The 13,772-nt window shown below is 64.7% G+C and carries 11 protein-coding genes and 1 other annotated feature; of the genes, 3 read left to right on the top strand and 8 right to left on the bottom strand.

The window, feature by feature from the left end; translation table 11 throughout:
• Nucleotides 1–124: 124 nt before the first annotated feature.
• Nucleotides 125–2,659, top strand: coding sequence for a ligase-associated DNA damage response DEXH box helicase (locus ING15_RS14640; protein WP_206455575.1), 2,535 nt, complete (start codon nucleotides 125–127; stop codon nucleotides 2,657–2,659).
• Nucleotides 2,660–2,673: 14 nt separating this feature from the next.
• On the opposite strand, the gene ING15_RS19970 is transcribed toward ING15_RS14640, so the two are convergent.
• From ING15_RS19970 to ING15_RS14620, 4 genes are all read right to left on the bottom strand, one after another.
• Complete coding sequence (locus tag ING15_RS19970; RefSeq protein ID WP_206455574.1) at nucleotides 2,674–2,967, bottom strand: type II toxin-antitoxin system RelE/ParE family toxin; 294 nt, start codon at nucleotides 2,965–2,967, stop codon at nucleotides 2,674–2,676.
• The gene (locus ING15_RS14630) at nucleotides 2,960–3,244 is read right to left on the bottom strand and encodes a ribbon-helix-helix domain-containing protein (protein ID WP_206455573.1); all 285 of its coding nucleotides are present in this window, start codon (nucleotides 3,242–3,244) and stop codon (nucleotides 2,960–2,962) included. The genes ING15_RS19970 and ING15_RS14630 overlap by 8 nt, the downstream gene beginning before the upstream one ends.
• A 68-nt stretch (nucleotides 3,245–3,312) precedes the next feature.
• Entirely contained in the window at nucleotides 3,313–4,161 is an 849-nt protein-coding gene (locus tag ING15_RS14625) for a universal stress protein (RefSeq protein WP_206455572.1), read from the bottom strand.
• Between the two features lie 11 nt (nucleotides 4,162–4,172).
• Nucleotides 4,173–5,657: a SulP family inorganic anion transporter gene (locus tag ING15_RS14620; RefSeq protein ID WP_210348905.1), complete on the bottom strand. Its 1,485-nt coding sequence runs from the start codon at nucleotides 5,655–5,657 to the stop codon at nucleotides 4,173–4,175.
• Nucleotides 5,658–5,741: 84 nt separating this feature from the next.
• Nucleotides 5,742–5,795, bottom strand: a sequence feature (sul1 is cis-regulatory element that is thought to sense ions involved in sulfur or methionine metabolism; They are found in Alphaproteobacteria).
• Nucleotides 5,796–5,956: 161 nt separating this feature from the next.
• On the opposite strand from ING15_RS14620, the gene pdeM reads away from it, so the two are divergent.
• On the top strand, nucleotides 5,957–6,655 hold the full coding sequence (gene pdeM, locus ING15_RS14615) for a ligase-associated DNA damage response endonuclease PdeM (protein ID WP_232845784.1): 699 nt from the start codon (nucleotides 5,957–5,959) through the stop codon (nucleotides 6,653–6,655).
• A 16-nt stretch (nucleotides 6,656–6,671) separates the two neighbouring features.
• Here pdeM and ING15_RS14610 read toward each other — a convergent pair whose 3' ends face one another.
• From ING15_RS14610 to ING15_RS14595, 4 genes are all read right to left on the bottom strand, one after another.
• Entirely contained in the window at nucleotides 6,672–7,187 is a 516-nt protein-coding gene (locus ING15_RS14610; RefSeq protein ID WP_206455569.1) for a DUF3429 domain-containing protein, read from the bottom strand.
• An 11-nt stretch (nucleotides 7,188–7,198) separates the two neighbouring features.
• Nucleotides 7,199–8,092 (bottom strand): TIGR02186 family protein, encoded by an 894-nt coding sequence (locus tag ING15_RS14605; protein WP_206455568.1) that lies wholly within the window; start codon nucleotides 8,090–8,092, stop codon nucleotides 7,199–7,201.
• Nucleotides 8,089–9,018 (bottom strand): sulfite exporter TauE/SafE family protein, encoded by a 930-nt coding sequence (locus ING15_RS14600; RefSeq protein ID WP_206455567.1) that lies wholly within the window; start codon nucleotides 9,016–9,018, stop codon nucleotides 8,089–8,091. Before ING15_RS14600 ends, ING15_RS14605 begins: the two co-directional genes overlap by 4 nt.
• A 129-nt stretch (nucleotides 9,019–9,147) precedes the next feature.
• Nucleotides 9,148–12,891 carry a peptidoglycan-binding protein gene (locus tag ING15_RS14595; RefSeq protein ID WP_206455566.1) on the bottom strand — a complete coding sequence of 1,248 codons (3,744 nt, stop codon included), beginning with the start codon at nucleotides 12,889–12,891 and terminating at the stop codon, nucleotides 9,148–9,150.
• Between the two features lie 299 nt (nucleotides 12,892–13,190).
• Here ING15_RS14595 and ING15_RS14590 point away from each other — a divergent pair, with 299 nt between their 5' ends.
• Complete coding sequence (locus ING15_RS14590) at nucleotides 13,191–13,661, top strand: MerR family transcriptional regulator (protein ID WP_206455565.1); 471 nt, start codon at nucleotides 13,191–13,193, stop codon at nucleotides 13,659–13,661.
• Nucleotides 13,662–13,772: the final 111 nt, after the last annotated feature.

Genomic DNA, 13,772 nt, shown 5'->3' with positions numbered 1-13,772 from the left:
GAAGGCTTGATGATCACACGGGCGCAGGGCGCAAATGGCCGTCGGCGCAGGGACGTCAATGGCAGGACGGGAACCGAACCAGCAAAGGGCGGTGAAGGCAGAAGCTGAGGAATCGACCCGGATCATGACAGCCAGGAGCAAACTTTCGGATGGCAGGCGGATCGACGGAGCGGCCGCGCTTCCCTCCCCGTTCCTCGCCTGGTTCGCGGAGAACGGCTGGTCGCCGCGGCCACACCAGCTCGACCTCCTCGCCGGCGCCGAAGCCGGCGCTTCGGTGCTGCTGATCGCGCCCACCGGAGCCGGAAAGACGCTCGCCGGCTTCCTGCCGTCGCTGGTCGACCTTCATCGCCGCAACCGTCCGAAGCCAGGAACCCGACCACGCGGCGTCCACACGCTTTACATCTCGCCGCTGAAGGCGCTCGCCACCGATATCCGCCGCAACCTCGAACGCCCGGTCGCGGAGATCAGCCTTGATGTCTCGCTGGAAACACGAACCGGCGACACCTCCCAGGTGCGCCGCCAGCGCCAGAAACTGAAACCGCCGGACATTCTCCTGACCACGCCGGAGCAAGTCGCGCTGCTGCTCGCCGCCAAGGACGCACGCGGTTTCTTCTCGGATCTGCGCTGTGTGATTTTCGACGAGTTGCACTCGCTGGTCACCTCGAAGCGCGGCCATCTTCTGTCGCTGGGGCTGGCGCGATTGAGAAGGCTTCGGCCGGACCTCCAAACCATCGGCCTCTCGGCGACCGTCGCCGAGCCCGACGAACTGCGCCGCTGGCTGGTCGCGCAGCCGGCCGATGCCGCCCCGATGGCCGACCTGATCACGGTCGAGGGCGGTGCCAAGCCCGACATCACCATCCTCCAATCCGAGGAACGCGTGCCCTGGCAGGGGCATGGGGCGACTTACGCCATGAAAGAGGTCTACGAGGCGATCCGCGCGCATCGCACGACGCTGTTGTTCGTCAACACCCGCAGCCAGGCCGAGCGGCTGTTCCAGGAGCTCTGGCGGATCAACGACGAGACGCTGCCGATCGCGTTGCATCACGGCTCGCTCGACGTCGGCCAGCGCCGCAAGGTCGAGGCGGCGATGGCCGATAACCGGCTGCGCGCCGTCGTTGCGACCTCGACGCTTGACCTCGGCATCGACTGGGGCGACGTCGACCTCGTCGTCCATGTCGGCGCGCCGAAGGGCGCGTCCCGCCTTGCCCAGCGGATCGGCCGGTCGAACCACCGCATGGACGAGCCCTCCAAGGCGATCCTGGTGCCGGCCAACCGCTTCGAGGTGATGGAATGCCAGGCGGCACTCGACGCCAATTATCTCGGCGCGCAGGACACCCCACCACTGAGGGACGGCGCGCTCGACGTGCTCGCCCAGCACGTCCTCGGCATGGCCGTCGCCGAGCCGTTCCGCGCCGATGACCTCTATGGCGAGGTGACGACGGCCGCTCCCTATCGCGATCTCGACCGCGAGACATTCGACCGGATCGTCGATTTCGTCGCCACCGGCGGCTACGCGCTCAAGGTCTATGAGCGCTACGCCAAGATCAAGCTGACCGAGGACGGCACCTGGCGCATCACCCATCCGCGCATCGCCCAGCAGTACCGGATGAACGCCGGCACGATCATCGAGGCGCCAATGCTGGCCGTCCGGCTGATCCGGCGCAAGACGCGGAGCGCGACCGGCCGCGGTGGCCCGGTTCTCGGCAAGATCGAGGAAGGCTTCGTCGAGAGTCTGGCCGTCGGCGACACCTTCTCCTTCTCCGGCATGGTGCTGCGCTTCGAGGGCATTCGCGAGAACGAGTGCTATGTCTCGAAGACCGTCGCCGAGGACGCCCGGATACCCGCCTACGCCGGATCGAAATTCCCGCTGACCACCTATCTGGCCGAACAGGTGCGCGCCATGCTCGCCGACCCGGCCCGCTGGGGCGCCCTCCCCGAGCAGGTGGCGCAATGGCTGGCAGTCCAGCAGCGCAAGTCCGTCATTCCCGGAGCGAACGACCTGTTGATCGAGACCTTTCCGAACGGCCAACGCTTTTTCATGGTGCTCTACCCCTTCGAAGGGCGCCTTGCCCACCAGACCCTTGGCATGTTGCTCACGCGCCGACTGGAGCGGGCACGCGCCAAGCCGCTGGGCTTCGTCGCCACCGACTACGCGGTCTCGATCTGGGGCAAGGGCGACATCGGCGCGATGATCGCCGACGGAAAGCTGCCGCTCGATGCGCTGTTCGACGAGGACATGCTCGGCGACGATCTGGAGGCCTGGATGGCCGATTCCTGGCTGCTCAAGCGCACCTTCCGGCAATGCGCGGTGATTTCCGGGCTGATCGAAAAGCGCCATCCCGGCCAGGAGAAGACCGGACGGCAGATGACCGTCTCGGCCGATCTCATCTACGACGTGCTGCGCGCGCACGAGCCCGACCACATCCTGATGCGGGCGACCTGGGACGACGCGGCGACCGGCCTTCTCGATGTGAGACGCGTCTCCGACTTGCTCGCCCGCATCAAGCACCACATCGTCCACAAGGATCTCGACCAGGTCTCGCCGCTGGCCGTGCCGATCATGCTGGAGATCGGCCGCGAAAGCGTCATGGGCGAAGCGCGTGACGAGGTCTTCGCCGAGGCGATGGAAGCGGACCTAGTGCGTGCGGCGCTGGGGTGAGCATCCCGGTCAACTCAACTCGATCGAAGGAAGGTCGCGAGCCCCGTGGATGACCTAACAATCTCGACCTTGTCGCTGTCGAATTGGAAAAGCACCAAGAAGGGCCGGACTGACAGGACCCGAACGCCCTCCGCGATATCTGGCCGTGCAACGCTCATTTCGGGAAAACGGGCCAAGCGGAGAATGCTCTCACCGATTCGATCAATCTGACGGTCCGCGACAAGCGGGCTGTCCGAAGCGATATGGAGCCAGATGTCTATCAAGTCTGCTTCGGCACGCGGCCTGCGGACGATCCGCCGCTCAGCCATTCGTACCGGACTGGCGGCGCGCGAGAATGTCCCGGCCCTTCGCCTTTATCGCATCGAGATCGAGAGAGGTGGACTGGCCGCTGGCAAGCCCTTCCTGCCATTTGCCTCGCAGCCGCGTGGCATCGCCGGTCTGCGCGTGGCGCTTGTCCTGCCAGTCGCGCAGCGCTTCGTGCATGATCTCGTCGGTGGAGGCGTAATCGCCGCTGGCGACGGCCGTTCGTAGCGCCTCGGCCTCCTCGGCGGGCACGACAATCGAGATTTCTTTCACATCGGCCATCGCGACGGCTCCCGTTTGGTCGATCCTAGCGGCAGAAGACGGGACCTGCCAAGCAGGCTTCCCATCGCCTACCGAAACATCAGCACCGGCCTCAAGCACGCGCGGACGATCTCGCTGGTCGTCGAACCGATCAGGAAGTTGCGAATGCGCGAGTGGCCATAGGCGCCCATGACGATCAGATCGACGTCGTCACGTTTCACATGGGCGGCGATCACTTCGTCGGGCTCGCCCTTTTCCAGCGTCGCGGTCACATCGTAACCAGCCTCGCGCAATCGGGCCGCCACGCGATCCAGACACTCGTCAGACGGTTTCGACGACACCATGACGAGTTCGCAGGCCGCGCCCTTCAAGAGCGGGCTGGCGACGAGATGGTCGATCGCCTTGGTCGCACTCGGGCCGCCATCGAAGGCGACGATGAACCGGCGGATCGGCCGGAAGGCGCGCGCGGCGACGAGAACCGGCTTTGTCGAGGCGCGCAGAACCCGCTCCAGATTGGAGCCGAGATGCAGCCTGGCGAAATCGGCCCCCTCGCCACGCTTGCCGATGACGACGAGATCGGCGTCCTTTTCGAACTCGAGCAGCGTATCGACGACATCGCCGGAGCGCAGCCGCTCCTCGACCGCCGAGACGCCCTTTTCGTTCAGGCGCGCGCCGGCCTCGGCCAGCACCAGACGGCCGCGCTTGCGCGCCAGCTTGCCCTTCTGCTCGTCGAAGTCGGCAAGTTCCTTCAGCAGCGTCTCGCGCTCGCCGAGATCGAGATTGCCGGACAGGTCGGCGGGCGCCGAGGGAGTGTCCCGGCGGCCGATGATATGCATCACTTCGACCGAGGCGCCGAGCCTGTCGGCAGCCCAAGCGGCATTGTCGCAGACGCTCTGGGTGTATTGCGAGCCGTCGACCAGCGCGAGAATCTTGCTCATACCGTCCTCCCTCAGTGCCCCGGCAACACGTCCAGCGCACCCGGCTTATCATGGACGCCAAGGCGATCAACCAGCGTGCTGCTTGCCTCGTTCATGCCGAGCACCTCGACGTCGGTACCCTCGCGGCGGAACTTGATCACCGCCCGGTCGAGCGCGCCAACCCCGGACAGGTCCCAGATATGGGCGCGGCCGACGTCGATGGTGACCTTGTCGACGGCTTCCTTGAAGTCGAAGGCGGCGATGAAATCCTCGGCCGAGGCGAAGAACACCTGCCCCTCTACGCGATAAGTCCGGTGCGTCCGATCGTCCGACAGCTTCGAGGTTACGGCGAAGATCTGCGAGACCTTGGAGGCGAAGAAGATGCCCGACAGCATGACGCCGACGAGGACGCCGATGGCCAGATTGTGGGTCCACACGACCGTGATGACGGTCGCGAGCATCACCGCGCTGGAGCGGCGCGGGTGGGTGCGCAGATTGACGAAGGAGTCCCAGCTGAACGTGCCGATCGAGACCATGATCATGATCGAGACCAGCGCCGCCATCGGAATCACCGCCACCCAATCGCCGAGCGCGACGATGAGAAACAAGAGCGTCACCCCCGCGAACAGGCAGGAGAGCCGACCACGGCCACCGGATTTCACGTTGATGACCGACTGGCCGATCATCGCGCAGCCGGCCATCCCGCCGAAGAAACCGGTGACCGTGTTGGCAATGCCCTGCCCGTAGCATTCGCGGTTCTTATCCGAGCCGGTATCGGTCAGGTCGTCGACCACCGACGCGGTCATCAGCGATTCCAGCAGGCCGACGACGGCGATGCCCGCCGAATAGGGCAGGATGATGCGCAGCGTCTCCAGCGTCAGCGGAACGTCGGGCATGAAGAAATAGGGCAGCGTCGAGGGCAATTCGCCCATGTCGCCGACGGTGCGCAGATCGAAGCCGAAGAACAGCGAGACTGCGGTCAGCACCACGATGGTGACCAGCGGTGACGGCACGGCGGTGGTCAGTCGTGGCAGGAGATAGATGATCGCCAGCCCCGCCGCGACCATGACGTAGGTCATCCACGGCACACCGACCAATTCGGGAATCTGGGCGAGGAAGATCAGGATCGCCAGCGCGTTGACGAAACCGGTCATCACCGAGCGCGATACGAAGCGCATGGCGTCGCCCAGCCGCAGAGCTCCGGCCACCAGCTGCAACAGGCCAGCGAGGATCGTCGCGGCGAACAGATATTGCAGGCCGTGATCGGCGACCAGCGTCACCATCAAGACGGCCGTTGCGGCGGTCGCCGCCGAGATCATGCCCGGCCGGCCGCCGAAGATCGCGGTCAGCACGGCGATCGAGAAGGAGGCGTAGAGCCCAACCTTCGGATCAACCCCCGCGATGATCGAAAAGGCGATGGCCTCGGGGATCAGGGCCAGCGCCACGACGAGACCGGAGAGGAGATCGCCACGGACATTGCCGAACCAGTCGGCATAAAGATTGCGAGTCGAGAACATCGGCTCCGAAGACATCTGGACGCCAAATCGCCGCGGCGGACCGGGCGATGGTGCCGCGGAACAGTTCGGTCAATGTGGCGTCTGGATTGGCCGGGGGGTTGGCGCCCGGCATAGCCACCCGCGCGGAGCGGGTCCTTATGTGCGGCGCACTCATCGCTGATCGCGGCGCTCAAATCAACCCATGCCGTTGCGAGACGCTGTGTTGCCTTGCCTTTGCCCGAATGAATGGTTCGATAGGAACGAAACGCGAATCACCGGACGATGACGGGTCTCAACGAATGAATGCGCTGGCGCGGCGGATGCGGCAAACCGAATGTGAGGCGCTGGAAACGACCCTTGCCGGCGCGGCGGTCGTCTGCGACCCGTCCGGCGTGCTTTATGTGCCGCCGGAGCGCCTGCTGATCGTCTCGGACCTGCATCTGGAAAAGGGCGCGGCCTTTGCCCGGCGGGGCAGTTTTCTGCCGCCTTACGACACCGCCGCCACTTTGGCGCTCCTCGGTTCAGCGCTCGCCCGCTACGACGCGCGGCGGGTCATCTGTCTCGGCGATTCCTTCCATGACCGTCACGGCGCGGCCTTCATGCCGGCCACCTGTCGCGAGACGCTCGCCCGCCTGATGGCCGGGCGCGAGTGGATCTGGATCACCGGCAATCACGACCCCGAGCCGCCGGCGCGGATCGGCGGCGAAACCCTGGCTGAGATCGCCGTCGGGCCGTGGCTCTTCCGGCACGAGCCGAGCCGGGACTATCAAAGCGCAGAGGTCGCCGGGCATCTGCATCCGGTCGCCCGCGTCGCCGGCGCCGGGCGTTCGACGCGTGGCGCCTGCTTTGCCAGCGACGGCAACCGGATGATCCTGCCATCCTTCGGTGTCACCACCGGCGGACTCAACGTGCTTGACCGCGCCTTTCACGGCCTGTTCGATCTTCAGTTCGCCAAGGCTTACGTGATCGGTCTGGCACGCATCTACCCGATCGGTTTTCGCGCACTCTGCCCGGGATAGCGTTCGACGGTTCACCTCAATAGGTCGCGGCGAAGGCAACGATCTGGCACAGAACCACGACACCCGTGAGCACCAGCCGCAGCCGGCCGAACCAGGCGGGCAGTTCGCGCCGACGCACCGCGAGCATGTCCCACGCCCCTTGCAGCGCGAACGCCGCCGCAAACCCGGCAAAGATCCAAGGACTCGGCACGAACAGCAAGATCCAGCCGGCCAGCGACGGCAGCACGGAGAGGATCAGCACGCGGCGCCGATGCGCACGCGACGCCATCCCGATCCCCCAGCGGATGCCACCGAGAAAGGCGAGGATCGTCGCCGAATAGCCGGAAAACGCCAGGACGAGCATCGGATAAGCGATGAACGACCGCCCGGCATAGGCGAAGATCACCGCCATTAGCACAAAGGGAACCAGTCCGAGGACGCCGAGCGTCCATGCGGTCTTATGCGCGGTCCGGACCTCGGCGGCAGGCGATGTCGCAACCCCGGCAAACGATTCGGAGCGGCGGTCGGTTGATGGAAAGCTTTCGTTCGTCATCGACCGATAACCTAATCGCGCTTGAAAACGATCCGTCCGAACCATCCGGTAAAGATCGCCAGCGCCACGGCGAACAGCCCGTAGAGAAAGCCGTAGCGGGTAGCGAAATCGTCGACCAGGCTCTCGAGGCCCGTCTTGACCACGACTAGCGCTTCGGAATCGCCGCGAATGAACACACCGCTTCGAAACAGATAGGCGCGCACCGTATGCCGGCCGACCGGAAGATCGGCGGGGAGCGTCAAGTCGGCACGAAACAGCGTCGGACTGACAAATTCGACACTGCCGAAGCTCTGGTTGTAGAGACCGGACCCCATGCGAATCCGGCGCAGTGCGCTGGCATATTGATCCCGGTTGACCACGGCCTCGCCCTCGCCGTCGACAGCGGATTCGGCGATGATCGCCTGGCCGACTGGCTCGGAGACCGTCGCCGCAGCCACGGTCTTGGGATCGCGGATGTTCAACCGCAAATCGTCGATTCCCAGGGAAAGACTGACGCGCAGGCTCTCGCGCGTTATGTCGGAAAGCGGTCGGGTCGATGCGAGTGCGTAGGATTCAGGCGAGGCGTTGAAGGTTTCCGACCCGCGATTGATCCATATCCCGAGGACACGCTCCTTCTTGCGCACCACGACCGGCCGGCGCGGACCGACGAGTGCGACGACGATGTCGTAGCGTTGCTGCCGCAAAAGACGGGCGTCGGCGTTGTCGAGCGCGCCGAAGACCACGAGCCGCGCGCCGGTGAAATCCGAGGTTATGGCGATCTCGTTGGTCGACAGGCCGATTTCGAAGCTTTCCACCTCTTGCGCGCGGCCCGGGCCAAGTAGCGACATCATCACCGCCAAAGCAACGGCAGTCCGGCCGCAGGACCGGCCGAAGCAACCCGAGCGGGTGCATCGAGCGCCGATCATCCGACCTCTCCACTCGGCGAACTGATCGAATAGGATTCGGTCGGCGTGATCACCAGTTCGAAGCCGAGACGCAGACCGACGGCGAGGACGAGAAGGGCAAGCAGGGCCCGCAACTGGTCGCCGCGCAATCTCCGTCCCGCCTCGGCGCCGAACTGCGCCCCGACCACGCCACCGAGCATGAGGAGGAAGGCCAGCACGACGTCGATCGTGTAATTCGTCGCGGCTTGGAGGACCGTGGTGACGGCGGCTGTAAAAATGATCTGGAATAGCGAGGTCCCGATCACGACATTGGTTGGAACCCGCAACAGATAGATTAGGGCCGGCACCATGATGAACCCGCCGCCTACGCCCATGATCGCGGCAAGGATGCCGATCAGGAAGCCGAGCCCCAGTACCGGGATCACCGAAACATAGAGCTTCGAGCGCTGGAACCGCATCTTCAGCGGCAGCCCGTGCACCCAATTGTGTTTACCCGAGCGACGAAATTCGCCGCTGCCGCCGCCCGATACGCGGCGCATCGACTGGATGCTTTCCACCAGCATGAGCCCGCCGACACCGCCGAGGAAGATGACGTAGAGAAGCGAGACGACCAGATCGAGCTGACCGATTCGGCGCAGCAGCGTGAACAACGCCACGCCGGCTACCGAGCCGAGTGCGCCGCCGACAAGCAACACGCCGCCGAGCTTCAGATCGATCGTCCCCCGCTTGTAGTGGGCGAGCGCGCCTGAAAAAGACGAGGCGATGACCTGGTTGGCGCCGGTCGCGACCGCGACCGCGGGCGGCACGTTGTAGAAGATCAGAAGCGGCGTGATCAGAAAGCCGCCGCCGACCCCGAACATGCCGGAGAGAAAACCCACGGCCGCCCCCATCCCGATGAGAACCAGGATGTTGACCGAAATTTCCGCGATCGGGAGATAGAGGTTCACGGCGGGTCGGCTCTTTGCTCGAAGGAGCCAGAAAGACAGAGTGACCCTTCCGTCTTGGCCCGAACCCCCGCGCCTGTCAAACCCCGATGCGTATCAAGGTCAACGGCGCGGCCGCTGACCTTGCGGACATCACCCGTCCTTGCGTGCCAGAAGAGCGCGAATCAGCGACTCGTTGATGTCCCCCGTGGGCTGCAGCCCCGCTTCCTTCTGGAACGACTTGATCGCCTCGGTCGTCTGCGCGCCGGCGATGCCGTCGGGAGCCCCGGGCTCATAACCAAGCTTGATCAGGATTGCCTGAATGTTGCGAACGGCACGGGTCATGTCGATCGACGAGGTGTGGATCGGGACGTCTTCCTTGTCGGTCCATTCCTTCGGCATCTCGACCGTGTTGACCGCATCGTCGCGCGGCTTCGGCTTGTAGGCCGCGACCTTCGCCTCCGCCTGCTCGAGCTGCGCCGGCGTCAAGGATTTCTTGATTTCGTCCCGCTTTCGCCCGGCATCTTCGTCGCCGGCGGCCGTAACGACGGAGAACCATTTGAACGATTCGGTGAAATCCACGTCCACGCCGGCGCCACGCGCATAGAGAATTCCGAGGTTGTACTGGCTGTCGGTCATTCCGAACTCGGCTGCCTTCTCGAACCAGCGTGCCGCCAGTTTCGGATCGGATTTGCCGTCGACCCCGGTCGCATAGAGAACCGCCAGGTTGTGCATGGCGCGCACATTGCCCTGATCGGCCGCTTTCACATACCAATCGCGAGCGAGGGAGGTATCGCGGGCGACGCCGTTGCCCTTCTCGTAAAGCGTGCCGAGACTGTATTGCGCCGGAGCAAAGTCCCGCTCGGCCGACATCGTGAACCACGTCGCGGCCGCCCTTGCATCCGGCTCGCCCTTGCGCCCCTCCATAAGGCGCAACCCGACCTCGAACAACGCTTTCGGATCGCCGTCGCGCACCGCGCTGCTCAGGGCTTCGTTGCCGAGATTCTCCGGCATCGAAGGGATCGCGGTCGACGCGGTAGCCGGCGCCGGCGCCGCGCCCGCTTGTGCCTCCAGAGACCGGCTCACCAGCGAATCCTGCATGACATCGCCGTCGGCCGGCGCGCGGCCTTCGCCCGCCCCAGCCTGCCCGGCTGCTTCACGGTTCTTGTCCTGCAAAGCAGGCGATGTGGCTGTCGGCAGAACGAGCCCGTCCGGCATCGTCGGCGGCGTCGCAACCCCGGAGGCGGGCTTTGCTTCGGCATCGGCGCTCGACATATTCGCGGTGGCGGCGACGGATGCGGCGGGCTTGGTAGTGGGCACGGACGGCTTGGCCGCGAATACGGCCGGTTCGAATTCGCCATCGGCATCCGGGGTCGACGTCAGCGCCTGGCCGAGCGGCAAGGCCATGAGCGCCAGAAGCACTGCGCCGATTGCCATGAGGATCGGCTTGCGGCGGCGCGAAATCGTGTCGGTGAGGCTGACCTTGCCGGATTCGACCCGCGCCTCCGGGGCATCGAGGCTCTCCGCCTCGGCCGCCGCCGCCATCGCCGCGCGACGGGCGGCGGCGATGAAATCGGCCTTGCCATCCTGTTCGCCATTCTTCGAACGACCGGCCTGCTGCGCCCGAACGCGCTCAAGAAGCGCCGTGATGTCCGGCGTACCCGATCCGATCGCCAGTGGACGATTGGCTTCGGGCGTATCGAAGATGTCGGCCGCATCCAGAGATGGCGCCTCGACGGCCGCCGAGGACGCCGTCTGCTCGCGTGCTTCCGCGTCGGCGTCGAAAAGCATCAGTTCGGGATCGTCACTCCGACGAGGGGACCGCGCGGCCGGGTCGGCCGCGCCGCTCGCGTCCACGGATTTGCGCCCTTTAAGAGTCCGCGCGAGAACCGCGCGGAGGCCCTGGGCCTCGGCGGCCAAATGGGGCGTCGCGGCCGACATAGTTCCGCTGACCGCCAATTCGTCCTGGCGGGTCCGCCCTTTGCCGGTGATCTCGCTTTCGATCTGGTCGATACGCTCGACGAGCTTCGACAAGGTGGATTGCACGGTGCGGAAGAAATCTTCCGATTGCGCGCCGCTGTCTCGCGATAAGGCTTCCAGCGCGCGCAAGTCTTCGGAAAGACGGGCGACGTGCTCACCTTGCCGAAGATCGCCGCTCTCGATCATCTGACGAATCGCCTCGTCGGCGGCCGCACGTGCCGATACGACGATATCTTCGCGGTGTTCGTCGAGCCGGCGCTCGATGTCGGCGAGGCGCTGGTCGAGTTCGGGATCGGCGATCGCTGCCGGCATGCCGTTCTCGTCGATCTTTTGCGACAGCCGCCTGATCTCAACCTCGAGGGCCTTGACTATCTCTTCGTCGACCCGCGGTGCAGAAACCTCGTCCAGCCGCTCGGCAAGTGATTGCAGGCGGGTCTCCATCGCCAGGGTTTGGACAGGGCCGCCATCTCCCGCGACGGCGAAATTTTCGAGCTGTCGAGAGAACCGCTCGATCCGCTCAGCAAGCTCCTGCGCCGCATTATCGTTGGACAGCAGCTCGATGCGATCGGCGAGTTCGCTGATGCGATCCGACAGAATTGTCGAATCGCCGTCTTCGGCAAGTTCGTCGACCCGGGCGGTCAGGGACTGAAGGCGTGCCTCGATGCGCTCGACCGGGCTCATGTCAATCGCCGGCGCACGGTTCGCAGCGACCATGATCGCACGCGAGATCTCGTCGAGCCGTTCATCGAGCACCGCGAAGTGATCCAGATCCGATTCGTCCTGCTGACGTTGGGCCAAGGCCTCGATGCCGACAGCCAGAGCATGGACCCGCTGTTGCAGCGGTTCGATGGCGAGGGTTTCAGGCAGTTTGGCGAGAGCGGTCTCAAGCTGCTCCATTCGCTCACCCATCGCTTCGATCTTGCCTTCGATCTCACGCGAGGCAAACCGGTCCTCGAGCGCGTCCCACCGTTCCTCAACGGCGCGCATGGACTTTTCGGAGGCGAGCGTCTCGAGCTTCTCCCGCAGATCGTCCATCTCGTTCTTCAGAAGGTCCGATAGACCCGCTCCCTCGCCCGCCGCCGGCGCCGCAAGATAACGGTTCTCGAATTCGTCCCAGCGGCGCTCGACCGCCTTGACCTGCTCCTCGCTGGCCAGCGAGCCGAGCGACGTCCGCAACCGCTCCAACTCGTCCTTCAGCTCGTGCCTGGCCTTGCTCTCCTCTTCCGATTGACCGGCAAGCTTGGTCTCGAACATGTCCCAACGACGGCCGACGGACTGAACGCTGTCCTCACGCGCCGTCGCCCCGACCAGACCGCGGATCGCTTCGAGTTCCTCGCGCAGGGAGCGGATGGTCTCGTGATCCGCTCCATTGTCGACCATGCGGATCAATCCGTGGTCGACCTTGGAGATTTCAGCGTCTATTCGATCCGCGCTGGCGCGTTCGGCGATCATCTTGCGCAGATCGTCGAAGGCCGCGCGCATATCGTCGAATCGCGGCTGCAGGCTCCGCGTCATGTCATCTCGAAGTTCCGCTCGCAGCCACTCAAGCTGTTGGGCGAGGTCTGTCATCGCCGCTGAGCCCGCATCGTCGCCCCCTGATACGTCGAGCCCGCCGGCCGCCGCGCGTTGCCGTGTCGGTGCAGCTTCGGCCTCGACCGGTTCGCGCTCCAGCATCTTTTGCCGCATCACGATCTGGGACACTGCATCCGAAAAAGTCGGGCGCGCGGCTTTTGGGTTGCCGCCGCCCTCCGCAAGGCCAGGTGCCGGCGTCTTGCCGGCCGGCCGCTCGCGCTCCTGCTTGGCTGCCGAGACGCGCGAGAGCCGCTTCTCGAGTTCCTCGAGTGTACGGCTGAGCGCATCGAGCGCGGAAGCATCCTCCGGCTTTCGACCGTTCCCCTGTCGTGTCTGATCGGCCATCTCAGCTTTCCCGGTCGGCTGGAGCCCGTGATCGGCTCTGTCTCGTCGGCACGTTCTCGCGCGGTAAGTCCGAAAAACTCGCCCGAACATGGTAAATGATCGGTTAACGCGGTTACGATCTTGTTAGGGAATAAACGTGTAACCCGACCCGAAGCTGGACCGGGAATTGACGCAGCGTCTTGTAACAGCCTCAATTGACGCGATATTCGGTGCCGGTACGGGGCCGTGAGTCCCCCCTGAGCGCGCTCTGCCTTTGCCAGGTGCGCTCTGGAAATTTGCGCGAATACGGAAATCTGCTCATGTCAAACGTCAAACCAGTCGAAACGGCGGACGAGGGGTCCTCCGTTGACATCGATTTTCTACTCGGCCGAAGCGAAGAGGCGGCCTCGACAAAGTCGGTGTTCAAGATCGGCGATCTTTCGAAGGAATTTGGTGTCACCTTGAGGACACTTCGGTTCTACGAGGATCGCGGCCTGCTGTCACCGGAGCGCCGTGGCACCACCCGCCTTTACAGCCGCCAGGACCGTACCCGGCTCCGGCTCATCCTTCTAGCCAAGACATTGGGCTTCTCGCTCACCGAAGCGAAGCAACTCATCGAAATATACCATCAGCCCAACGGTAAGCGGAAACAGATCGAGGTGGCGCTGGAGCGGTTCGAGGAACAGCAGCAGATCCTCTACGAACAGCGGCAGGAAATCGAGGAATCGATCCGGGCGATGACCATATCGATCGACCATTTGCGCCAAAATCTGGTTGAATTGGACGGCTGATCCGTCCCGCACGGCATCGGCGCGCAGCAAGTCGTGAAGTCAGGTGTGCCGATCGTGATCGACGGCGCATCTGACGGTAAACCAGCCCGGCCGGGTTGGCGCGCGCCTGCA

This window comes from Aurantimonas marina, assembly GCF_017183135.1.
In the GTDB taxonomy this organism is placed as follows: Bacteria; Pseudomonadota; Alphaproteobacteria; order Rhizobiales; family Rhizobiaceae; genus Aurantimonas; species Aurantimonas marina.
The sequence above is the reverse complement of the archived record's forward strand: the minus strand, read 5'-3'. Positions and strand labels throughout refer to the sequence as shown.